Source organism: Micromonospora sp. DH14 (assembly GCF_029809455.1).
Lineage (GTDB): Bacteria > Actinomycetota > Actinomycetes > Mycobacteriales > Micromonosporaceae > Micromonospora > Micromonospora parva.
This window is the reverse complement of the sequence record NZ_JARVKT010000006.1, coordinates 141,587-164,104: the sequence shown is the minus strand read 5'-3', so window position 1 is coordinate 164,104 and position 22,518 is coordinate 141,587. Positions and strand designations below refer to the sequence as shown.

The window sequence follows — 22,518 nt, the reverse complement described above, 5'->3', positions numbered from 1 at the left end:
GCGCAAGAACTTCGCAAGAATCGCGAAATATGGTGACTGGCAGTGACATCCCGAGCGCCGAGGAGATTTCATGCCCGACACCGTCAACGGACTGCCGCTGCACCCACTCGTGGTGCACGCCGTGGTGGTCCTGCTGCCGCTGGCCGCGATCGGCGTCGCCGCGCTGGCCATCCGGCCGTCCTGGCGGGGCCGCTACGGCGGGCTCGTCGTGCTGATCACCGCGCTGGCCACGATCGCGGTGCCGGTCGCCTCCTCCACCGGTGAGGGGCTGGAGCGTCGGGTCGGCGACCCGGGCGTGCACGCCCAACTCGGGGACACCCTGATCTGGTTCGCGCTGCCGCTGCTCGTCGCCGCCGTCGCGCTGTTCTGGCTGCACCGTCGCACAGCGCCGCCGGCCGGGAAGCGAACCGGCGCCTCGGGAAAGGTCGCAGTGGTGATCGCCGTGCTGGCCGTGGTCGTGGCGGCCGCGAACCTGGTCCAGGTCTACCGGGTGGGTGACTCCGGGGCGAAGGCGGTCTGGGGCAACGCCCCGGCCGCGTCCGCCGGACACGGCGACGACGACTGAACCCACGCCTGTGCCGGGCGGCCACGTGGCGGCCGCCCGGCACGGCATCGGCGTGCGTCAGATCAGACGAGCCCGCCGAGGGCCGGGTCGCTGATGCTGTCCTTGCCGTTCTCGACATGACCCGCGCAGCGGTACCCGAAGTCCGCGTCACGCGCGACGGAAACCGTCAGGTCGTACCAGCCGTGGGTGCGGGCGAGCGGCCAGGTAGCGCGCTCGGTCTCGCCGGGGCGCAGCGACAGCGTGACCGGACGGGCGTTGTACCCGTCGCGGACGGTCACCTCGACCCGCTTCGACCCACGGTTGGTGAGCGTGAGGGCGACCTTGAAGTCCCGCTCGTCGTACGAGGGGGTGACGTCGAGGTCCGACCGGCCGCCCGTGAACCGGCGGAAGAACCCGTTCGGCCCGTGCACCGACAGGTCGTACCCGGATTCGACCTTCCACGTGTCCGACAGGTGCTTGCCCGGCTCGACGGTGAAGCTGCGCGGTGCGTCCGCGCTGCCTGCCTGGCGGACCTGGAAGACCGCGGCGACCCCGCCGGAGTTGCGGAAGTCGATCCGGAACGCGCCGTCGGCGAGGTGCCCGTCGGCGCGCAGGGTGTACGGGATCGGGCGCGCCGGTCGTACCCCGTGCTCCTGCTTCGGCAGCCGCTGGTCCGCCGGCGGGACCGGCACCTCGTCGGGGTGCCGGATGAGGTCCTCGGGCTTGAAGTCGTCGGTGTCGGGCAGCCGGACCTCGCGTGAGCGGTTCGGGTGTCGGAAATCGAAGGCCGTGGTCAGGTCACCGACGACGGCACGCCGCCACGGGGTGATGTTCTGCTCGATCAGGTCCGGCCGGCCGTGTCCGAACCGCGCCTCCAGGAACTTGATCAGCGAGGTGTGGTCGAAGACCTGGGAGTTCACATAGCCGCCGCGGCTCCACGGCGACACGATGATCATCGGTACGCGAAGGCCGAGCCCGTAGGGTCCGGCCGGGTGGTTGGCGTCGCCGGGGAAGATCTCGTTGGTGGTGGGCACCGTGGACTGCCCGTGCTCCCGCGACTGCGGCGGGGTCGGCGGGACCACGTGGTCGAAGAAGCCGCCCTCCTCGTCGTACGTGATGAAGAGCGCCATCTTGCTCCACACCTCGGGGTTCGCCGCGAGGATGTCGATGACCTGCGAGATGTACCAGGAGCCGTACGCCGGCTCCCAGTTCGGGTGCTCGGTGTACGCCTCGGGAGCGGTGATCCAGGAAACCTGGGGCAGGCGTCCCGCCTCGACGTCGGCGCGGAAGTCGGCCAGCAGCGCCTCCGGGTCGCGGCCCTGCGTCCTGATCTCGGTGCCGGTCTTGGCCTTGTCTGCCAGCGGCGTTCCGGGCTGCGCGTTCTGGTACTGGTGGAAGTAGAGCAGCGAGTTGTCGCCGTAGTTGCCGATGTACGGGTCGTTCGTCCAGCCCCAGGAGCCGCCGGCGTTCAGGCCGGTGCCGACGTCCTGGTAGATCTTCCAGGAGATGCCGTTGCGCTCCAGCCGCTCCGGGTAGGTGGACCAGTCGTAGCCGGCCTCCGCGTTGGTGATGACCGGGCCGCCACCCTTGCCGTCGTTGCCGACCCAGCCGCTGAACATGTGGTAGCGGTTCGGGTCGGTCGGCCCCATCAGCGAACAGTGGTAGCTGTCGCAGACAGTGAACGCGTCGGCGAGCGCGTAGTGGTACGGCAGGTCCTGGCGGGTGTGGTAGGTCATCGCCGTGACGCCCTTGTTCGGCACCCACCTGTCGAACCGGCCGTCGTTCCAGGCGGCGTGCCCGTCGTTCCAGCCGTGCGGCGGGTCCGGCAGGAAGGTCTGGCCGAGGTCCTTCACCTCGGGCCGGAAGGGCAGCAGCTCGTCGGCCCCATTGGGCTGGTGCCACACGTCCTTGCCGGACGGCAGTGTCGCCGGATGGGGGTCACCGAATCCGCGTACGCCGCGCATGGTGCCGAAGTAGTGGTCGAAGGAGCGGTTCTCCTGCATCAGGATGATGACGTGCTCGACGTCCTTGATCGTGCCCGTCCGGTTGTTCGCCGGGATGGCGAGCGCCTTGCTGAGGTCCAGCGGGAGCGCCGCGCCGATCGCGGGGACTCCCATCGCCTTGAGGAACGTGCGCCGATCCACCGTGCCCATAACTCCGCCTTTTGTGCGATCTGGTCGAGAAACTGGCGACCGGACGCTACCGACGACGGGTTGACGGCAGATGACCGTAGTTCGTTGGTTTTGCGACCACTCGTCGACCGGCTCCGGGCCCTCGATGAGTGCCGGTCACGCCGCCGTGGCGTCGACCCGGGTGAGCCGTCGATGCCCGCTCGGGCTCAGGCCGTGCACGCGTTTGAAGGCCGCGCTGAAGCCGAACGCGTCCGCGTACCCGAGGCGGCGCGCCACGGCGGCGACCGTCGCTGTTGATTCGGACAGCAGGTCGGCGGCCACCGCCATGCGCCAGTCGGTCAGGTAGGTGAGCGGCGGTTCACCCACCAATGCGGTGAACCGTTTCGCCAGTGTGGACCGGGAAACCCCGGCCTGGGCGGCCAGGCTGGCCAGGGTCCACGGTCGGCCCGGCGCGTCGTGCATGGCGCGCAGCACCGGACCGACAGTGTCGTCGCTCAGCGCGCGGTACCAGCCGGGCGCCTCGGCCTCCGGCTGGTCGAACCAGTCCCGAACCGTGCACACCAACAACCAGTCCAGCAGACGGTCCAGCACGACCTGCCGTCCGGGCCGACCCGCGTCGAGTTGGGCGTCCAGGTAGTCGCGCAGCGCGGCGCAGTCCTGGTCTTCCGGCACGACGAGCACCGGCGGCAGCGCGCCCAGCAACCGCTGAGGCACCCGACCCCGGACGTGGTACACCCCGACCAACAGCACGAGGCGGTCGGTGTGATCCGCGCCCACCGGGTCGACGACCCCGGTCTGGCCGCGCCGGACGTCCCGCAGTTCCCCGGGCTCGAAGCTCGACCGGGGCTCGGCGGAGAAGACGAACGGCGCCGGCCCGCGCACGATGGCCGCCTCGCCGACCCGGACCAGGCGAGGCTTGTCGCTGTCCGGATGGGAGATCCAGCCCTCGCCCCGCATCGGAACACAGAGCGTCAGCGGGGCGCCGTCGGTGAACCGCAGCGCCCACGGCGGCGTCAGCACCGACCGGCCGAAGGCCGCGCCGTCGGCGTGCAGACCGCGCAGCAGATTGTCGAACGGGTCCATGTCCCCGACGATAGGTCGCGGAGGATGGACCGCGGACGATCGGACATGCCCGGCGTACGACAGGACATGTCCCGCCAACGACCGGGCGCGTTGACTCGTGGTCATGACGACGAACGCACCTTCGACACTCGTGATGGCCGGCACCGGCAAGACCGGTCGCCGGCTGGTCCAGACGCTGCGGGCGGCGGGTCACCACGCCCGGGCCGCCTCTCGCTCCGGTGAGGTGCGCTTCGACTGGTCGCGGCGGGACACCTGGCGGCCGGCCGTGGCAGGTGCCTCTGCTGTCTATCTGCTCGCTCCGGAGGACCCGGCGCTGGCCACCGACTTCGTGACGCAGGCAGTCGACTCCGGTGTCGGCCGGATCGTGGCGCTCTCCGGGCGCGGGATCGACCGGATCGGTGACTTCTCCCCCGGCATGCTCGCCGCGGAGGAGGCGGTGCGGAAGTCCGGCATCGAGTGGACGATCATCCGGGCGAACAACTTCAGTCAGAACTTCAGCGAGGACCTGTTTCGCCAACCACTGCTCGACGGTCGGCTGGCCCTGCCGATGGGGGCCACGCCCGAGCCGTTCGTCGACGCCCAGGACGTCGCCGACGTGGCGGCGACGCTGTTGACCTCGCCCGGTCACCACGGACAGGTGTACGACCTGTCCGGCCCCCGTGCGCTCACCTTCGCTACGGCGGTCGCCACGATCGCGCGGGTGACCGGCCGCTCGATCCGCTACGTGGAGCTCACGCCGGAGCAGTACCACGCCGAACTGCGCGCCGAGGGTTATCCGGCGCAGGCGGCCACGGGGCTGAACGCCCTGTTCGCCGGGATGCGGGCGGGCCATCTCGCCGAACCGACCGACGGGGTACGTCGGGTTCTCGGACGGGACCCGCTCGACTTCGACACCTACGCCGAACGGGCCGCTGCGGCCGGCGCGTGGTCGTAGTCCGCCCGGCGGGCGGCATGAGAGCGGCGTAACAGGTGATCTGCCCGCATACCGCGAGCACCCGGACGTACCGTGAGATCGTGCCGACGAGAGAGACACTCACCAAGGCTGACCTCGCCGAACTTCGCCGCTCGGCGCTCGGGACGGCCAACCCGCTCGGCGTCGCCGCTGATCTCGCCGAGGCGGCGGAGCAGGGCCGACTGGAGGATCCCGACGACGCCGGGGACGCGCTGACCCTGGCCGCCGAGATCGCCGAGATCCGGGCCCGACCGGACGCCGCGCTGCGCTACGCGGAGCGGGCCCTGGCGGCGTACCCGTCCGAGGACGATCCGCGGGCCGGGTTCGCCCGGGCGCTGCGGGCCCGGGCGCTGTTCCGGGCCGGCGGTCGGGACGACGAGGCGGTGGCGGAGCTGACCGCGCTGCGCCCGTTGCTGCTCACGCAGCCCGACGCCCCCGCGTACCTGAGTGCGGCCCTGGACGCGGGTGGTCGTTCGGCGACCGCCGAGACGTGGCTGAGCGAGGCGGTCGACAGCTTGCTCAGCGAGCGCGCGACCGCGGCGTCCGGGCCGGCCAGCACCGCGATCGACCCGGTGGTGGATCTCGGTCCGCCGGACGCGCCCGGTGTCGTCTTCTTCCTGCTGCAACAGCGGCACCGGGTACGCCGGAATCTCAACCTGCCGCACGACCGGCAGGACGACCTGGCGGACCGGTTGGAGACCCAGCTCGTGCGCCGGGCCGGGGAGCGCAGGGACGCCGAGTCCGACCTGCTCTTCTGGCCTCGGGCCGAGTTCGACCGGCTGCTCGCCGAGCACGCCGCGCTGAGCGAGGTGTACGGGTCGGACTGGGACGCGCACCGGGGCCGGCTGGAGAAGGAACTGGTCCGGCTGAGGGGTGCCGGTCAGGCCGGGTTGGCCGTGTTCCGCGCCACCGTGGACGGGTTGAACGCGTTTGCCGGTCGACGTGACGGCGATCCGGCCGACGCCGCGGTCCGGGCGGGGTACGCGGCCGAGGTGCAGGCGCGACCCAGCGCGCGGATCCCCTGGCCTCCGGAGCGCAACGACGCCTGCTGGTGCGGCTCCGGCCTCAAGTACAAGAAGGACTGTCTGCCGCGGTCTCGCAGCTGAACGTGCCAAGCTATCGCGGTGCGGCGCGCCGCTGATAGTGGCGGGCGACGCGGGCCCGGTTGCCGCAGGAGGGCTTGCACCACTCCTGACGTGGGTGGTCCTTGACGAAGTAGCGCACGCATCGGGGTGCGGGGCAGGCGCGCAACTCTTCGCGCGCCGGACCGGTGAGGAAGCCGATGACGGCCCGCGCCAACCCGGCGGTGATCGCGAGCCGCGTGTCGGCGGCCTCGCCCTGCCAGGCGAGGGACGGCGTGTCCCCCTGCGCCCAGCTCAGCACGGGCCGGACCGGCACCGCCCCGGCGGCCTGGTTGAGCTGGGCGACCGCCTCCTGCGGCGAGAGCAGCGAGGCCGAGTCGGCCCGGCTCGGTGGGCCTGGGCGGACCGCCACGGCGAAGAGGCCACGCGCGGCACGGCGCACCGCCACCACGTCGAGTCGGGTCCGTTCGTCGACCACGTCGCCGTGGGCGTCGAACCCGCCGACGTACTCCCGCAGCGCCTCGGAGTGCTCGTGCAGCCAGGCGGCGAGGCCGGGGAGGTCGTCGAGGTCGTCGGCGACCCCGCCGTTGCCGTCGTGCCGAATCGTGCTGACCAGAGCGAGCGCGAGCTGCGCTGACATCGGTCCCTCCGGTGCTGGCTTGTGCTGTCGATGCCGCCAAGAGTAGCTTCCCTAATGCTTACACCGTTAGTGAACCATTAGGGGGCGCCGTGCTGGTCATCGCACACCTCAGCGACACTCACCTCGACAGCCATCCCCGGTCAGCCGAGCGGACCGCTCGGGTCATGGACCACCTGCACTCCCTGCCGCGACCGGTCGACGCCATCCTGATCACCGGGGACATCGCCGATCATGGCGAGGTGGCCGAGTACGAGACCGCCGCGAAGCTCTTCGACTCCCCGCTGCCGGTCCTGGTCTGCCCCGGCAACCATGATGTGCGCGACGCGTACCGCAAGGGTCTGCTCGGCGACGGCCGTGGCGGCACCGGGCCGATCAACGCCCGGCACGACGTGGCCGGCGCGGTCTTCCTCCTCGCCGACTCCTCGGTGCCGGGCGAGGATGACGGCCACCTGGACGACGAGACGATGAGGTGGCTCGCCGACGAACTGGGCTCGGTGCCGGCCGAAACGCCCACGTTCATCGCCCTGCATCACCCGCCGGTGGTGCTGCACCACCCGGTCATCGACCCGATGCGGCTCCTGCCGGCCGACCCCCTGGCCGACCTCGTCGCCGCCCACCCCCAGGTCGTCGCCGTGCTGACCGGGCACTTCCACACCGCCGCCGCGAGCACCTTCGCGGGCCGTCCACTGCGGATCGCCCCGGGTGTCGTCTCCACGCTGCGGATGCCCTGGGAGGGTGACGGCCCGCTGACCACCCAGACCCAGCCGCCCGGCGTCGCGTTCCACGTGTACGACGACACCGGGCTGCTCACCACCCACTACCGGGTGGTGGTCTGAGCGTGCACGGGGTCGCGGTGCTCGGCTTCCTGCTCGCCGTCGCGCCGATCACCGCCACGCCGGGCGATCGTGGGGGCTGACACATCCCAGTGGTACCGATAGCGTCCATGCCCCGGACGATCGACGTCCGGCCGGTATCAGGAGGAGACGCCGATGTTCGAGGAGTTCATGGGCATCCCCGCCCACCCCCTGCTGCTGCACGCCGCGGTCGTGTTCGTGCCGCTGCTGGCCCTGCTGACCGTCGGCTACGCGTTGGTCGCCCCGATCCGGCCGCACACCCGCTGGGTGTTGGGGCTGCTCGCCGTGGGCGCTCCGATCGCCACCCTGCTGACGAAGCTCTCCGGTGACGCCTTCCTCGAACGCATGCAGGCGGCCAACCGCGTCACTCCCGAATTCCTCCCGAAGCTTGAGGCGCATCAGGATTTCGGCGACATCACGCTGTACGCGACGATCGGGTTGGCCGTGGTGGCGCTGGCACTGGTCTGGTTCGTCGCGCCGAGAACGGCCGACGCCGACCGGCGCCCCGCCCCTGCGCTGACGGTGGCGTTGCAGGTGTTGTCGGTGGTGGCCGCCGGCGTCGCCGTCTACTACGTGTTCCGTACCGGCGACTCCGGGGCGAAGGCGGTCTGGGAGGGCCAGTGACGGTCCGGCCGCTCGCCGCGACCGGCGGGGGTGCCGGTGCGGCCCGGTCGGGGGGCCCGGGCCGCACCAGCGGGGTGACCGTCAGCCGGCGTGGTACGCCCGGATGATGGTCTGGTCGATGCCGCTACCACCGTTCGCGCCGGCCTTCACCCGCAGCGAGACGGCCTGCCCGGCGGCGGTCTTCGGCAGCACGACCCGGTAGCTGTCGCCGCTGCTGGTGACCCGGGCCGAGGTCCAGGTGGCACCGTCGTTTGTCGACGTCCAGACCTCGAACGAGGTCACCTTCTGCGCCGTGACACCGTGCGCCTGCCGGACGGCCAGCTCGGCCGTACCGCCGGTGGCGTGGTTGTTGGTGTCCATCGGCAGCGCGTAGTCCAGCGCGAGCAGCGGCAACGGCACGCTCGCGGTCCCCTCCGGCCCGGCCGACCGGAACGTCCACGAGGTGCTGACCTTGGTGGAGATCGGCAGGATCAGGCTCGTGTCGACGTCGAGGGTCAGCCGGTAGTCCGACAGCTGCTGCGGCACCGTGAAGTCGGCGAGCGGGCGGTCCCGTTCGTCGACCAGCTTGCCGTTGCGGTACAGCGACAGCTTGCGGTTCACACCGATGGAGGGGCCCTGGAGGCAGTCGGCCCGCTGGTGCTGGTCGGTCAGCGACACCAGGTCGATGTGCAGGTTGCCCCGGGTCCGCGACGGCGCGGTGGCGCAGCTGTGGTCGACGCCGGCCGGGTCGTCGTAGAAGCCGGAGTGCAGGGGTTGCCGCGCCCACACCTTGGTCTGCTGACTGCCCGGCTGGTAGCTGCGGGGCGCCTCCTGGGCCGACAGGCCACCGTAGACACCCTCGTCCGCCCAGCGGAACCCGGGCGAGAGGTAGTCGGTGCGGTTCGGCGGCAGGTTGCCCTCGTGGGTCTGCGTCACCGGGAACCCGTCCGGCGTGAAGCCACTGCGGATCAGCTGGGTGACCATCCCCTCCGAGTCCATCTGGTGGAATCGCTCATCGATGCGGGCGAGGGTCGCCTGCTCGGCCCGGCCCACCCGGAAGGCGGGGTCGGCCGGAAGGCCGTTCGGGTACTCGTGCACCAGGTTGTAGCGGTACGGCTTGGCGGTGCCGGCCGGCGAATCGAGGTTGACGGCCGCCCAGCTGCGCCGGGAACCGACACCGGGTTTCGGCATCGCGGTGCTGCGGACCGTGGTCTTGGAGCCGTACCCGCTGACCTGGTGCCACCAGGACAACCCGTTCGGCGCGGTCTGGACGTTGGTGAGGTCGGTCTTGGTGGGTGTGGTGGGCACCCCGTCGACGGTCGCCGTCACCGCCCTGGCCCGCGCCGGGTCGAGGGTCACGCTCCGGGCACCGCGCACGTCCAGGTCGGCCTCGGCGGCGAGCGTGGTCTCCTGCACGTCACTGTCGACGTAGTAGGCGACGGACGAGCCGAGGATCGCGTACCGGCCGGCCGGCACCCGCAGCGTGAAGGTGTCTCCGGGGGCACCGCCCGCGCCGCCGTAGTAGACCACCGGGTCGGCGAGGTTGGTGACCAGCAGGTTGATCCAGCTCTCCGCGCCGTCCTTGAGGCCGGGCAGCGGCTTCGTGTGGATGGTCAGGTCATAGCTGGGCGGCTCGACGTAGAAGCTCACCGGGGTGGTCGAGACCAGCTTACGGCCGGGACCACGCGCGGTGACGGTGGCCAGGTAGAAGCCCGGCCGGGCGGACAGCGCCGCACGGTTGATCCGCACTGTCGCACCGGCGGTGGAACCGCGCTTGACCGTCACCCGGTTGGTCGACAGCGACGCCGCCCCGCGCGGCACCGGCTGGCCGTCGTGGTTGACCACCGACACGTCGAGGTCGAGGTGGGTCGTCGCCGGGGTCGCCGCACCGGTCCAGCTCAGCTTCGCCTCGCCGGTGCCGGACTGCGGGTACGCGAAGGTGCCGAGGTTGACCACCGGCTGGTTGCTGGTCGGGCCGCCGAGGGCCCGCGCCGCGTTGAGCCGGCCGGCCCCGACGGCGTACGCGTCGACACCGGTCAGCGGGTCGGCGGCGCCGACGAGCGCGGCCTTGATCTGCTCGCCGGTCCAGTCGGGGTGCCGCTGGACGAGGAGCGCGGCGGCGCCCGCCACGTGCGGGGTGGCCATCGAGGTGCCGCTGATCGCCTCGTAGTGCTCGTCGATCGGATCCTGCAGGTTGGTGCCGGCGGCCCGGGCGGCGACGATGTCGACACCGGGCGCGACCAGTTCCGGCTTCGCCACGTGGCTGGTGACCAGCGGTCCGCGGCTGGAGAAGTCGGCGAGCTTGTCGTTGCGGTCGACGGCGCCGACGGTCAGCGCGCTGGCGGCGGAGCCGGGCGAGGAGATCGCCCCGCCGCTGTTGCCGGCGGCGATGACGAAGAGGACGCCGGTGGACTTGCTCAGACCGTCGACGGCGAGCGAGAGCGGGTCGTTGCCGTCGTCCGCGTCGCTGCCGCCGAGGCTCATGTTGATGACGTCGGCCCGGGCGGCGGCCCACTCCATGCCGGCGATGATGCCGGAGTCCTCGCCGGAACCGTGGTCGTCGAGAACCTTGCCGATCATCAGCTTGGCGTCCGGCGCCACGCCGCGACGCTGCCCCTGGGCGGACGCGCCGGTGCCGGCGATGGTGGCGGCGACGTGCGTACCGTGGCCGTTGTGGTCGACGGCGTCACCGCCCTCGGCGGTGAAGTCGGCCCGGTCGGCGACCCGGCCGACCAGGTCCGGGTGGGTGAAGTCGGCGCCGGTGTCGAGCACCGCGACGGTGCTCCCCTTGCCGGTCCAGCCGGCCTGCCAGGCGTCGGATGCGGCGATCTGCTTTAGGTTGCGGTCGAGGCCGGCGTGCTTGCCGCCGGTCAGCGCGGTGGCGCGGACCTTGCGGTCGAGCCAGACCTTCTTCGCGCCGGCGAGCAGCGAGTTCGTCGCCAGCTTCGCGGTGGCCGTGCCCTTCTTGGGTACGCGGCCGGCGACCGCGCCGATGCTGGGCAACGGCAGCACGTCGCCGAGCGCGGCCACCCGGGCCGACGCCGTGGCGGGCTGCACGATGAGCGGCAACTCGAGGGTGTTCTCGTCGTCGTACCCGTCGGCGATCAGCGCGGTGACGTCGAAGAGGTCGGGGTCGAGGACCGCGCCGATCTGGGACGCGACGCGGGCGGGGATGACGTGCAGGTGGCCGTCGGGGCCACAGGTCTGGCGGATCACCGCGTTCTCGTCGGCCGGCCGGACCGTGGCGTGCGGGCAGCCCGGTCCGGTGTCCCGTACGGTCACCACGTCCCCGGTCAGCAGGGTGACGGTGTGCGTCTTCGGATCGGCCGAGGCTGCGGGTGCGCCGGCCTGACCGATGTGGCTGGGTCCGGCCGTGGCCGCGCCGCCCGGTAGGGCGGTCAGCGTGGTGGCCGTGACGGCGATGGCCAACAGCCACCGCGTTCTCCTGAGCATGGTGCTCCTCGTCTAATGTGGACGAAAGCGCCTCTTCGGGCGACTTCCCGCAAGATCATATGCACGGAAACGATCTTCGGGTGAGTTCTCGACGAGAGGTTTTCACGCCCGTAACAACGGCAGCACCCGCCGGCCGAGCAGGTCGATGCCACCGTGCGGCGTCAACCCGTGCGGGGTGCCGAACTCCACCCGGCCCGCCCCGGCGTCGAACACCGCCGCGGCCTGCCCCGCGACCTGCTCGGGCGTGCCGGAGAAGGCGAACAGGTCGAGCAGGTCGTCGCCGATCAGTGCGCCGGCGAGGTCGTCCTCCCGGCGGCCGACGTGCTGCTGGATCCGGGCCAGCAGCTCCGGGTCCACCTCGATCGTCGGGTCGAGGGCGGCGACCACCGCCAGATACATGGCCACCTCCCGGCACGCGACCCGGCGGGCCAGCGCGCCGTCCTCGTCGACGACGGTGACCGCGCCGAGCACGACACCCGTGAGGTTGCGGTCCGCGACCGCACGGCTGCCGTCACGGTCCACTACCGTGGCGTCGTCCAGCCAGCCACGCATCATCCGGGCCATCGCCGGGTTGGCCGATCCGCCGACCTTGACCTCGTCGGCGAACCCGGCCGCCGTCCGCGCGGTCTGCCGCCCCCAGGTGCCAACCAGGACGGGCACGTCGGCGCGGGCCGGCGTGTACCGCAGCGACGTGCCCGGCGCCACGGTGAACTCGGCACCCTGAAAACCGCTGTCGTCACCGGCGAGCAGCAGCCGCACGACGGCGACCGTCTCGACGATGCGCCGGATCGGACGGGTCTGCGGCACACCGATCTCGTTGAGCCAGGTGCCCCGGGCCAACCCCAGGTAGGCGCGACCCCGCGAGGCCAGGTCCAGTGCGGCCACCTGACCGGCAACCTCCACCGGGTGCATGGTGAAAGGGTTGAGACACGCCGCGCCCAGCCGGATCCGCCGGGTGTGCCGGGCCGCCACCAGCAGCGGAAATATCGGCGGTTGGTACATCAGATCACCAAAGACCGACAGCACGTCGAAGCCGTGCCGCTCGGTCAGCTCGGCCAACTCCGCGTACTCGTCGGCGGACTTGTCGGACTGCAGGCCGATGCCGACCAGCCCAACGCTCACGTCAACTCCTCGGTGGGGATGCGCTGAAGGCCGGTCCGTTCGATGCGCATGATGAGCCGCTCGTCCGGGTCCGGACAGGCGACGTGACTGTCCCGTGCCATCCAGTCGCCCTCGGCCAGCGCCCGCTGCTTCGCCGGCAGCAGCGGCAGGCACGCCGCCAGGGCGTACAGGCAGAAGTGCTTGCCGGCGGGGATGGTGAGCCGGTTGGAGCCGGTCAGGTCGATGTGGTCGCCCGGCTGCAGGCCGCACACCGAGCGGCCCTCGATCCGCTCTACCACGACCCGCAGGTCGTAGAGGTCGGTGGTGGGTTCCTCGGCGCTCATCGCACGGCCTCCGCGTGGTGGTGCACGATGCGCCAGGAGCCATCCTCGCGGCGCAGGACGTCGGTCACCCGGAAAAACTCGTCCGGCCGGGCGTCGGCGAAGCGGGCCCGCAGCACGTAGCGGACCAGGCCGGTGTCGCCCCAGGCGTCGGCGCGCAGGTGTTCCGGCGCCACCGAGATCGGCGCCGGTCCCGACGCCCGGGTCGCCCGCCGGTCCCGCAGGTCGTCCAGCGCGGACAGGCCGGACAGCATGCCGTCCGCGTCGGACTCCCAGAACGTCAGGTCAGGGTGCAGATGCGCGTCGAAGGCGGGCCGGTCGCCGAGGGACCGGTACAGGTCGGTGATGGTGGTGGCGAGCTCGTCGCTCATCGGCTGTCACTTTCGATCGGTTACGGCGGGTACGGACGGTCAGGGCAGGTCGGCCAGGCGGGCGCGGAGCGGATCCAGTCCCATGGGCCCGAGCGCCAACGCGGTGTGGTGGAAGCGTTTCCGGTCGAACGTCGTACCCGCGCGCCGCTCGGCGTCCCGGCGGGCCTGCTGCCACAACCGCGCACCGACCTTGAAGGCCAGGGCCTGCGCCGGCCAGCCGAGATACCGGTCGACCTCGAAGCGCGCAGTCTCGGCGTCCAGGCCGGCGACGCGGGTGAGGACGTCCACCGCGAGCGCGGGCGTCCAGCGGCGCTCCTCGGTGAACCCGTTGCCGGCCGGGATCGGCAACCCGAGGTGCAGCCCCAGGTCGATGACCACGCGGGCGGCCCGCCACAGCTGACCGTCGAGCATCCCGAGCCGCTCGGCCGGGTCGGCGTACAGGCCGATCTCGTCGGCCAGCCGCTCGGCGTAGTGCGCCCACCCTTCGGCGTACCCGTGCACCTGGCAGAGGTGGCGTTGCCACGGGTGCAGATTGGCGGTGGTCAGGGTGACGGCGTGCTGGAGGTGGTGACCGGGCAACCCCTCGTGGCACAGCGTGCCGACGTGCCGCCACACCGGCACTGTCGGCTCGCCGGAGGGCACCGACCACCAGATCGCACCGGGACGGGTCAACGCCGGGTCGGGAGGCGTGTAGTACATGACCCCGGACGTGGCGGGGCTGATCCGGCACACCACCCGCCGCAGGACGGCCGGGATGTCGAAGTGGGTGCCGTCGAGCGCGTCGGTCAGCAGGTCGGTGCGCTGGCGCAGCCACTCCTCCAGTGCGGGCCCGGCCGACACCCGGCCGGCCGGGTCGGCGTCCAGGGCCGCGCGCGCGGCGGCCACCCGGGAGTGGCCCAGCTCGCCCGCGACGGCACGCAGCTCACCGGCGGTGCGGTCCAACTCCGCCCAGCCGTACGCGTACACCTCGTCGAGGTCGACGGTAGCGCCGAGGAAGCTGCGGGCGGTGACCCGGTAGAGGTCGCCGCCGACACCGTCCGCGTCGGATGCGACGGGTGCCAGCTCGGTCCGCAGGAACGCGGCGAAGCCGACGGTGGCCTCGGTGGCCAACCGGGCGCCCCGCTGCAGGTGCGCGGCGGACGGGCCGCCGGGATAGCCCTCCGCCAACCGCCCGTAGAAGTCGGCGGTGGTCCAGGCCGTGCACTGGTCGGCGACCACCAGCACCTGCCGGCGGGCGACCAGGTGTCCCCGCTGCGCCGAGCGGCGCAACGTCGCGGCGTACCGGTCGAGGGCGTCGGGCACCTGGTGCAGGTGCTCGGCGACCACCGCCCAGTCGTCCTCGGTGTTCCGGGGCAGGTTGTCGAAGAGCTGCCGGAGCAGGTGCACCGGCGTGGCCAGCGGGGCGAGCAGTCGGGTGGTGAACCCCGCGTCGTACAGGTCGACCTCGCTGGCCAGCCGGTCGAGCAGGGCGTCGGCCAGGGACCGCTCACCGGGGTCGTGGGTGGTCGCCGCGGCGGCGGCCGTCGCGGTGCGTCGGGCCAGCTCCGCGCGGGCGTCGAACGCGTCCGGCGACAGGTCCGGGACGTGCGACAGGGGTCTACGCCCCGCCGTCTCGGCCGCCTGCGGGTCCAGCTCGGCGAGCGCGTCGAGGTACCCGTCGGTGACCCGGGTGATGCTGGTCATCGCGGTACGCCCAGCCGGCCGTGGTCGTCGCGGTACGCCACCCCGCCCTTGAGCACCGCGTGCAGTGTGCGCAGCGCGGAGACCGAGCGGGTCGGGTCGTCGCGGAGCACCAGCAGGTCGGCGTGCTTGCCGGCCTCGACGGTGCCGAGGGTGTCGGCCCGACCCAGCCACTGGGCGGGGCCGGTGGTGGCGGCCTTGAGCGCGTCCGCGACGGGCATGCCAGCGTCCACCATGAACTCCAGTTCGCGGATGGTCGCGGTGGTCTCGTCGTAGCCGGCGTGCGGGGGCATGTCGCTGCCCAGGGCGATCGGGACGTTGTTGCGGATGGCGTGCTGGAGGCTCTCCCAGTGCCGTGGGCCGGCTGCGAGGGCCCGGTCCATCAGCCAGCCGGGCACCCCGGAGTCGCGGAAGAACTGCTCGCACCGGCTCACCACGATCGTCGGCACATACCAGACGCCCCGCTCGGCCATCAGCCGCGTGACGTCGTCGGTCAGCTCGTAGCCGTGCTCGACGCAGTCGAGACCCAGCTCCACGGCACGACGGACCGAGTCGGCCGGGCCGGCGTGCGCGGTGACCTTGCGCCCCCAGTCGTGTGCGACCCGGATCACCGCGGCCATCTCGTCGTCGAGCAACTGCGGGGTGTCGATCGCCTCGTGCTGACCGGCGATCCCGCCGGAGATGCAGACCTTGATCAGGTCGGCGCCGGCGCGCAGCTGTTCGCGGGTGGCCCGACGGAACCCGTCCGCACCGTCGGCTTCCAGGGCGTCGGCCTCCCACCCGTGCCCGCCGGTGCAGCAGAGCGCGTGCCCCGCGGTGAAGATGCGCGGGCCGTCGACCGCGCCGGCCTCGATCCCCCGGCGCAGGGCGAAGTCCGCGTACCGGCTCTCGCCGACGAGGCGGGCGGTGGTGACGCCGGAGTGCAGGGTGCGCCGGGCCGAGTCGGCCATCATCAGCACCAGTTCGGCCAGGTTGGCGCCGTGCACGGTGTCGGCGAGGTGGCCGGGCAACCCCAGCGAGAGGTGGACGTGCATGTTGGTCAGACCCGGCATGACGTGGTCGCCGCCCAGGTCGACCACCCGGGCGGCGCCGGCCTCGGCGAGGACGTCGTCGACCTGACCGACGGCCCGGATCATCCCGTCGGCGTCGATCCAGATGCCGCGATCCGGTTGGGAGGCGTCCTGGACACCGTCGTAGAGGGCGAGGTTGACCAGGACCTGTTCGGTGGGCATGCGCATGGGGCGTCCTCAGAGTGAGCGTGCGACGGTCGGGGCCGTGGCGGAGTCGGTGAGCCAGCAGGCGACGCTGCGGCCGTCCAGCTCGACGGTGGGTGGCTGCTCCCCGCAGGGCGCGAACGCGTGCGGACAGCGTGGCCGGAAACGGCACCCGGTGGGCGCGTTGGCCGGGTCGGGCACCTCCCCGGCGAGGATGGCGGGCAGGCGCGGGGTGGGCCCGATCTGCGGCACCGCGTCGATCAACGCCCGGGTGTACGGGTGTCGGGGCTCGCGCCACAGCTCGCGGGTGGGCGCGGCCTCGACGATGCGGCCCAGGTACATCACCGCGGTCACGTCGGCGATCTCGTGCACCAGCGCCAGGTCGTGGGAGATGAAGAGCATGCCCATGTCGAGGTCGCGGACCAGCCCGACGAGCAGATTGACCACCTGGGCCTGGGACGAGGCGTCCAGCGCGGTGACCGGCTCGTCCGCGATGATCATCCGGGGTTCCGGGGCGAGCGCACGGGCGATCGCCAGGCGCTGCCGCTGACCGCCGGAGAACTGGTGCGGATACCGCTGCGCGGCGCTGGCCGGCATCGCCACCCGTTCGAGCAGCTCGTGCACCCGGGCCCGGCGGGCCGCCCCGGTGACAGCGGCGGGCACGCCGTCGAGGAGCTGCGAACCGATGGTGCGCCGGGGGTTCAGCGAGGCGTACGGGTTCTGGAAGACCATCTGGAGGCCGACCTCGGCGCCGGATCGGGATCGCCAGCCCAGCGGGGTGACCGGTCGGCCGGCGTACCGGACGTTGCCGGCGCTCGGTGCGCTGAGACCGACCGCGACGCGGGCCAACGAGGACTTGCCGCACCCGGACTCGCCGACCAGCCCGACGATCTGGCCGGGCGACACCTCCAGGCTGACCCCGGCGACCGCCCGCACCCGGGCACGCCCACGGGAGCGGTACTCGACCTCGACGTCGGTGAAGGACAGTCGCGCCGGCTCGATCGCGGTCATGGGGCCACCTCCAACTGTGGGCGGACCACGCAGGCCACCGACCGGTCGACCCCGGCGGGGGTGAGCGGGGGCGGGGACGTGCCGCAGGACGGTTCGGCGTACCCGCATCGGGGTTGGAACGGGCAGCCCGGTGGTGCCTCCCCCGGGGCCGGCGGCGCGCCCGGGATGGGCCGCAACGTTCCGCCGGTCCGGGTGCCGTGCGGTCGGGCGCCGAGCAGCGCGGCCGTGTACGGGTGGGTGGGGGCGGTCAGCAGCGCGCCCGTCGGGCCGGTCTCGACGACCCGCCCGGCGTAGAAGATGTAGCCACGGGTGGTGAGGGCACTGAGCACGCCGAGGTCGTGGGTGATGAACGCGACGGCCAGCCCGGTCTCGGCGCGCAATCGGTCCAGCAGCGCGAGGATGCCGGCCTGCACGGTCACGTCGAGGGCGGTCGTCGGCTCGTCGGCGATCAGCAGTCGGGGTCGGGCGGCCAGGGCCATGGCGATGGCGACCCGCTGCCGCATCCCGCCGGAGAACTGGTGTGGGTAGGCGCGCAGCGCCCGCTCCGGGTCCGGGATACGGACCTGGTCGAGCAGGTCCACCGCGCGGCGGCCGGCGGCTCGGCGGTCCATCCGCAGGTGCACCCGCATGTGCTCGGTGAGCTGCCGGCCGACGGTGAGCATCGGGTGCAGGGCCGCGCTCGGGTCCTGGAAGACCATCGCGATGCCCGCACCGCGGACCCGCTGCCAGCCCCTGGGGTCCAGGCCCAGCAGCTCGGTGCCGGCGTACCGGGCCGAGCCGCTGACCACGGCCCCCGCGGGCAGCAACCCGAGCAGGGTCTGCGCGGTGAGGCTCTTGCCGCAGCCGCTCTCCCCCGCGATGCCGACCAACTCCCCCTCGTCGACGGTCAACGACACGTCGTGCAGGATCGGCAGCGGGCCACGCGGCGACGGCAGGGTGACGGCCAGGGAGTCGACGTCGAGCAGCGGTGCCACCTCAGCGTCCCTTCGTGTAGCGGGGGTCGAGCCGGTCGCGCAGCGCGTCGCCGAGCACGTTGAAGGCCATCACCACGGTCAGGATGGCGAGGCCGGGAAAGACGCTGACCCACCACATCGACAGGTCCTGCGCGCCGAGGGCCACCATCGAGCCCCACTCGGCGGCCGGTGGGCGGGGGCCCAGGCCGAGGAACGACAGCGCGGCGAGCAGCAGCACCGCGTTGCCCAACTCCAGGGTGGCCAGCACGATCGCCGGGCCGATGCTGTTGGGCAGCACGTCGCGGCGCAACGCGCGGATCGGCCCGACGCCGAGCAGGCGGGCGGCGTTGAGGTAGTCGTCGCCGCGCATGCTCAGCACGGCGCTGCGGATCACCCGGGCGTAGACCGGCCAGGAGACGATGACCAGGGCCAGCACCGCGTTGCGCGTGCTCGGGCCGAACGCGGCCGTCACCGCCATGGCCAGAATGATCTGGGGGAACGCGAACACCAGATCGGTCAGGCGCATCAGCGCCTCGTCGACGAACCGCCCGACGTATCCGGCGACCAGCCCGAGCAGCCCACCGACCAGCAGCGCCAGCGAGACGATGGCCAGGGCCAGCGGGATGGACAGGCGGGCGCCGTGGATGACCCGGCTGAGGATGTCCCGGCCGAGCGAGTCGGTGCCGAACCAGTGCGCCCCCGACGGCGACGCGTACGCGTCGGCGCTCTGCGCCAGCGGGTCGTACGGTGCGAGAACGTCGGCGAGCAGAGCCAGCAGCAACCATCCACCGAGGATCGTCATCGCCGTCACGGTGATCGGCTGACGCCAGACCGGTCGGCTGGTCGAGGCGCCGCGCAGTCGGCCGAGCCAACGACGTCGGCCCAGGGCTCGCTCCGCCTTCGGGTCTGCAAGTGTCGTCATGACAATCGGATCCTCGGATCGATGAGCCCGTACAGCAGGTCGACGGTCAGGTTGACCAGCGTGTAGACCAGTGCCACGAACAGGCTGACGCCGAGGATCGCGGGCAGGTCCAACGCGGTGGCGCTGCGGTACGCGTACTGGCCGACGCCGGGCCAGCCGAAGATGCTTTCGACCAGCACCGTCCCGGACAGCAGCGAGGCGAAGGCCAGCCCGGAGACGGTGACCACCGGGACGAGACCAGCGCGCAGCAGGTGCCGGCGCAGCACCACCCTTGTCGGCAGACCCTTGGCGTACGCGGCGCGGATGTAGTCCTGCTGGAGCACCTCCAGCATCGCCGAGCGGACGAAGCGGACCAGCATCGCCACGGTCAGCGAGGTCAGCACGAGCACCGGCAGGGACAGGTGCTGCGCGGCGTCCCAGGCGACGTCCCACTGCCCGGCGAGCGCGCCGTCGACCGTGTACATGCCGGTGACGGTGGGCGGCGGGCTGAAGTCCGTCGAGAGTCGTCCGCCGCTGGGTGCCAGGCCGAGCTGGTAGAAGAAGACGTAGAGCACGACCAGGGACAGCCAGAAGGGCGGGGTGGAGAGCCCGAGCAGGGCGCCGACCCGGACGAGCTGGTCGGTGAGCCGACCGTTGCGGACCGCCGCGAGCATGCCGATCCCGGTGCCGATGAGCAACGCGAGCACCATGCTGGGGATGGCCAGCTCCAGCGTTGCCGGCACGTAGTGCAGCAGGTCGTCCAGGACCGCCCGACCGGTCTGCTGGGAGTGACCCAGGTCGCCGTGCAGCAGGTTGCCCAGGTAGTGCAGGTACTGGGCCCAGAGCGGCTGGTCCAGGCCCCACTTCTCGCGGAAGGCGGCCACCGCGGAGGGGTCGTTGAGCGCCTGGTCGGAGAGGTTGGCGGTCACCGGGTCACCGGGGACCACGTTGACCAGACCGAAGGTCACCACCGTGACGCCCAGCAGCAGACCGGCGGTCACGGCCACCCGCTTCGCCAGGAAGGTCAGCAGCGGGTGGGCACCCCGGGGCCGGGACGCGGTCGTCGCGACCGCGCCCGGCTCACCGTCGTGAACTGTCGTCATGTGGTCGTCGACTACTTGCGGCCGACCGCGGCGACGTCCACCTGCCAACCGGCGGCGGTGTAGTCCGCCCCGGTCAGGTCCGTGGTCGCCACGACGATGGAGGAGTTGCTGGCCAGCACGAGGTACGGCGAGGACGCGTTCATCAGCCGCTGCCATTCCTGCATGGCGGTGGCTCGACCGGCCAGGTCGAGGGTCTCGGTGACCTTCTTGCCGGCGGCCACCACGGCCGGGTCGGCCCGCTCGATCGTCCAGCCGGAGCGCAGCGCGGTCGCCTGCCCCGGTGCCATGTTGTTGATCAGTGAGTCGGCGACGGGGTAGTTCAGGCTCTGCGGGGTGAATCCGAGCGGTGACTTCCCGCCGCGCATCTCGTCGAGGAACGTGGTCAGCGGCTGCGGGTTGAGTTCCAGCTTGATGCCCGCCTCGGCGGCGTCGCCCTGCACCTTGGTGGCCACCGTGCCGAGGTCCACACCCTTGTAGGTGATGGCCGGGTAGGTGAACTTGACCGTCGGGTTGGTCAGGCCGCCCTCGGCCAGCAGCGCCTTGGCCTTCGCCACGTCCCGCTTGGACTCCTCGCCGGCCGGCAGCGCGCCCGGGAAGGCCGGCGCGACCAGCCCGGCGCCGGGGGCGGCACCCTTGCCGTACAGGGCGGCGATCCCCTGGTAGTCGATGGCCGCACGGAGCGCCTGGTTGAACTTCGGGTTGGAGGTGACGGCGGAGACGGCCGAGTCGGCGTTGAGGAAGAGGAAGTAGACGGTGTCCTGCACGCCAGAGGTTTGCAGGCTGCCCGGCAGTCCGTCGAGGAGCTTGCCGGAGATGTCCAGGGAGATCTCGGCGGCCTCGGCGCGCTGCATGGTCAGTTTCTGGGTCTGCACATCCATGTTGCGCAGCACGACCCGGGAGAACTGCGGCTTCGTACCCCAGTACTTCGGGTTGGCCTCCAGAACCACCTGGGACGAGGGGTCGTAGGACTTCAGCACGTACGGGCCGCTGCCGACGGAGTTGGTGTCCAGGTACTGCTGCGCGGTGTCGCCCTGGGCGGCGTCGGCGCCGTCGCGGGCGCCGTGCTCCTTGGCGACCTTGGAATTGAGCACCGCGGTCGACGGCATCGACAGCACCACCGGGATGTTCGGGTCGGGGGTGGCCGAGGCGACCACGATGGTGCTGTCGTCGGTCTTGGTCACGGTCAGGCCGCTGACGGTGACCGCGGGGCTGGCCTTGATGTTCTTCAGGCGGTTGAGCGAGAAGACGACGTCGTCGGCGGTGAGCGGGCTGCCGTCGGCGAACGTCACGCCCTGCCGGAGCTTGAAGGTGAACGTCTTGGCGTCCGGCGACGCCTGGTACGACTCGGCCAGCGCGGGGACCGGCTTGCTCACGTCCGAACCTTTGAAGGTGAGCAGGGTGTCGTAGAGGGCGTGCACGGCGGTCAGACCGGTTGCCTCGTAGACCCGGCCGGGGTCGAGGGTCTTGAGCACGAACGAGGTGTTCACGGTGAGGGTCTTGGCCGCACCGTTCGCGTTTCCACCACTGCCGCCGGCGCTACAGGCGCTGACGGAGAGGACGGCCAGCGTCGCCAGAGCGGACGCTCCGGCGAGGAGCCGGCGGGGAGACACCGACATGCTGTTCCTACCTTCGTATCGCGCGGCCCGCTGTGCGCGGGATCCGCGGGGCGTCGACGACCGCCGGGCGACACCACGCATCGGCCGGGCCGGTGGGGTGACGGCGTCACGGGCTTCTCGGGGGCGTCGTCTCGGGGTTGGATGTAGACCGGACGGCCAGGGCCCGGTTCGCGCTGCATCGTGGCGTGTTTACTGGCGTCGAACTTTCTCGGTCGACGTTTAGCGATCCTAAACAGGGCTGTATAGTTTGGTCAATCAAGATTTAGCCACACTGAATTTGGAACGAGGACACATGCTCGGTGACCGACTCCGCGATCTGCGTCAGCAGCACTCCCTCACGCTGCGTCAGCTCGCCACAGCCGCCGACGTGTCCCCCGGCCTGCTCAGCCAGATCGAGAACGGCGCGACCGACCCCAGCCTGTCCACCCTGCGAAAACTCGCCCAGGTCTTCGACACCTCAATCGCGGAACTGTTCTCCGAGCCCGAGGCGCCACCGGTGCACGTCAGCCGCGTCGGTGCCCGGACCAGGCTGGCCGCGCCGCCCGGCCAGATCACCTACGAACGACTCACCCCTGGCCGTGGCGACCTGGAAGTGCTCCAGGCCCACCTCGCGCCCGGCGACGCCAGTTCCGCGGAGCCGTGGGCGCACCCGTCGACCGAGTGCGCGATCGTCATCACCGGTGAGGTCGTCGCCGAGATCGGCGGCGATTCGTACACCCTCAGCGCCGGCGAGTCGGTCACCTTCGACTCGCGCCTTGCGCACCTCTACCGCAACGCCAGCGATCAGCGCGCCCACCTGATCATCGCGGTGACACCGCCGACCCCCTGACCGACCACCGTGGACGGCTGAAGGGATCGACGCGACGCCGGACCGGACCTAGCAT

20 protein-coding genes are annotated in these 22,518 nt (G+C 71.9%); 6 read left to right on the top strand and 14 right to left on the bottom strand.

All coding sequences use genetic code 11. The features are described 5' to 3' along the window. Positions 1–70: 70 nt before the first annotated feature. Positions 71–565 carry a DUF2231 domain-containing protein gene (locus QCZ28_RS11070; protein WP_279516532.1) on the top strand — a complete coding sequence of 165 codons (495 nt, stop codon included), beginning with the start codon at positions 71–73 and terminating at the stop codon, positions 563–565. Between the two features lie 62 nt (positions 566–627). Here the strand turns inward: QCZ28_RS11070 and QCZ28_RS11065 are convergent, their stop codons facing one another. Together QCZ28_RS11065 and QCZ28_RS11060 are read right to left on the bottom strand one after the other, a co-directional pair. Further along, the gene (locus tag QCZ28_RS11065; RefSeq protein ID WP_279516531.1) at positions 628–2,697 is read right to left on the bottom strand and encodes a phospholipase C, phosphocholine-specific; all 2,070 of its coding nucleotides are present in this window, start codon (positions 2,695–2,697) and stop codon (positions 628–630) included. 135 nt (positions 2,698–2,832) lie between these two features. Beyond that, entirely contained in the window at positions 2,833–3,759 is a 927-nt protein-coding gene (locus QCZ28_RS11060) for an AraC family transcriptional regulator (RefSeq protein ID WP_279516530.1), read from the bottom strand. 103 nt (positions 3,760–3,862) lie between these two features. On the opposite strand from QCZ28_RS11060, the gene QCZ28_RS11055 reads away from it, so the two are divergent. Together QCZ28_RS11055 and QCZ28_RS11050 are read left to right on the top strand one after the other, a co-directional pair. Next, the gene (locus QCZ28_RS11055; RefSeq protein WP_030337140.1) at positions 3,863–4,693 is read left to right on the top strand and encodes an NAD(P)H-binding protein; all 831 of its coding nucleotides are present in this window, start codon (positions 3,863–3,865) and stop codon (positions 4,691–4,693) included. An 80-nt stretch (positions 4,694–4,773) separates the two neighbouring features. After that, complete coding sequence (locus tag QCZ28_RS11050) at positions 4,774–5,817, top strand: SEC-C metal-binding domain-containing protein (protein WP_279516529.1); 1,044 nt, start codon at positions 4,774–4,776, stop codon at positions 5,815–5,817. Between the two features lie 10 nt (positions 5,818–5,827). Here QCZ28_RS11050 and QCZ28_RS11045 read toward each other — a convergent pair whose 3' ends face one another. Further along, positions 5,828–6,433 (bottom strand): CGNR zinc finger domain-containing protein, encoded by a 606-nt coding sequence (locus tag QCZ28_RS11045; RefSeq protein ID WP_279516528.1) that lies wholly within the window; start codon positions 6,431–6,433, stop codon positions 5,828–5,830. An 89-nt stretch (positions 6,434–6,522) separates the two neighbouring features. Here QCZ28_RS11045 and QCZ28_RS11040 point away from each other — a divergent pair, with 89 nt between their 5' ends. After that, positions 6,523–7,269 (top strand): metallophosphoesterase, encoded by a 747-nt coding sequence (locus QCZ28_RS11040; RefSeq protein ID WP_279516527.1) that lies wholly within the window; start codon positions 6,523–6,525, stop codon positions 7,267–7,269. Between the two features lie 153 nt (positions 7,270–7,422). Beyond that, positions 7,423–7,911, top strand: coding sequence for a DUF2231 domain-containing protein (locus tag QCZ28_RS11035; protein WP_279516526.1), 489 nt, complete (start codon positions 7,423–7,425; stop codon positions 7,909–7,911). An 81-nt stretch (positions 7,912–7,992) separates the two neighbouring features. On the opposite strand, the gene QCZ28_RS11030 is transcribed toward QCZ28_RS11035, so the two are convergent. The 11 genes from QCZ28_RS11030 to QCZ28_RS10980 form a co-directional block, all read right to left on the bottom strand. Beyond that, complete coding sequence (locus tag QCZ28_RS11030; RefSeq protein ID WP_279516525.1) at positions 7,993–11,343, bottom strand: S8 family peptidase; 3,351 nt, start codon at positions 11,341–11,343, stop codon at positions 7,993–7,995. Between the two features lie 102 nt (positions 11,344–11,445). Beyond that, positions 11,446–12,465: an LLM class flavin-dependent oxidoreductase gene (locus QCZ28_RS11025; protein ID WP_279516524.1), complete on the bottom strand. Its 1,020-nt coding sequence runs from the start codon at positions 12,463–12,465 to the stop codon at positions 11,446–11,448. After that, the gene (locus QCZ28_RS11020; RefSeq protein WP_279516523.1) at positions 12,462–12,788 is read right to left on the bottom strand and encodes a TIGR04076 family protein; all 327 of its coding nucleotides are present in this window, start codon (positions 12,786–12,788) and stop codon (positions 12,462–12,464) included. The genes QCZ28_RS11025 and QCZ28_RS11020 overlap by 4 nt, the downstream gene beginning before the upstream one ends. Next, on the bottom strand, positions 12,785–13,156 hold the full coding sequence (locus QCZ28_RS11015) for a nuclear transport factor 2 family protein (RefSeq protein WP_279516522.1): 372 nt from the start codon (positions 13,154–13,156) through the stop codon (positions 12,785–12,787). Before QCZ28_RS11015 ends, QCZ28_RS11020 begins: the two co-directional genes overlap by 4 nt. A gap of 39 nt (positions 13,157–13,195) precedes the next feature. Continuing rightward, positions 13,196–14,839: a DUF885 domain-containing protein gene (locus tag QCZ28_RS11010; RefSeq protein WP_279516521.1), complete on the bottom strand. Its 1,644-nt coding sequence runs from the start codon at positions 14,837–14,839 to the stop codon at positions 13,196–13,198. Then, on the bottom strand, positions 14,836–16,074 hold the full coding sequence (locus QCZ28_RS11005; protein WP_279516520.1) for an amidohydrolase family protein: 1,239 nt from the start codon (positions 16,072–16,074) through the stop codon (positions 14,836–14,838). The genes QCZ28_RS11010 and QCZ28_RS11005 overlap by 4 nt, the downstream gene beginning before the upstream one ends. Positions 16,075–16,083: 9 nt before the next feature. Next, positions 16,084–17,061 carry an ABC transporter ATP-binding protein gene (locus tag QCZ28_RS11000; RefSeq protein ID WP_279516519.1) on the bottom strand — a complete coding sequence of 326 codons (978 nt, stop codon included), beginning with the start codon at positions 17,059–17,061 and terminating at the stop codon, positions 16,084–16,086. Then, entirely contained in the window at positions 17,058–18,035 is a 978-nt protein-coding gene (locus tag QCZ28_RS10995; protein ID WP_279516518.1) for an ABC transporter ATP-binding protein, read from the bottom strand. The genes QCZ28_RS11000 and QCZ28_RS10995 overlap by 4 nt, the downstream gene beginning before the upstream one ends. Before the next feature lies 1 nt (position 18,036). Beyond that, positions 18,037–18,936: an ABC transporter permease gene (locus tag QCZ28_RS10990; protein WP_279516517.1), complete on the bottom strand. Its 900-nt coding sequence runs from the start codon at positions 18,934–18,936 to the stop codon at positions 18,037–18,039. Then, the gene (locus QCZ28_RS10985; protein ID WP_279516516.1) at positions 18,933–20,018 is read right to left on the bottom strand and encodes an ABC transporter permease; all 1,086 of its coding nucleotides are present in this window, start codon (positions 20,016–20,018) and stop codon (positions 18,933–18,935) included. The genes QCZ28_RS10990 and QCZ28_RS10985 overlap by 4 nt, the downstream gene beginning before the upstream one ends. 11 nt (positions 20,019–20,029) lie before the next feature. Then, complete coding sequence (locus tag QCZ28_RS10980; protein WP_279516515.1) at positions 20,030–21,634, bottom strand: ABC transporter substrate-binding protein; 1,605 nt, start codon at positions 21,632–21,634, stop codon at positions 20,030–20,032. A gap of 292 nt (positions 21,635–21,926) precedes the next feature. On the opposite strand from QCZ28_RS10980, the gene QCZ28_RS10975 reads away from it, so the two are divergent. Further along, positions 21,927–22,463, top strand: coding sequence for a helix-turn-helix domain-containing protein (locus QCZ28_RS10975; RefSeq protein WP_279516514.1), 537 nt, complete (start codon positions 21,927–21,929; stop codon positions 22,461–22,463). Positions 22,464–22,518 lie beyond the last annotated feature (55 nt).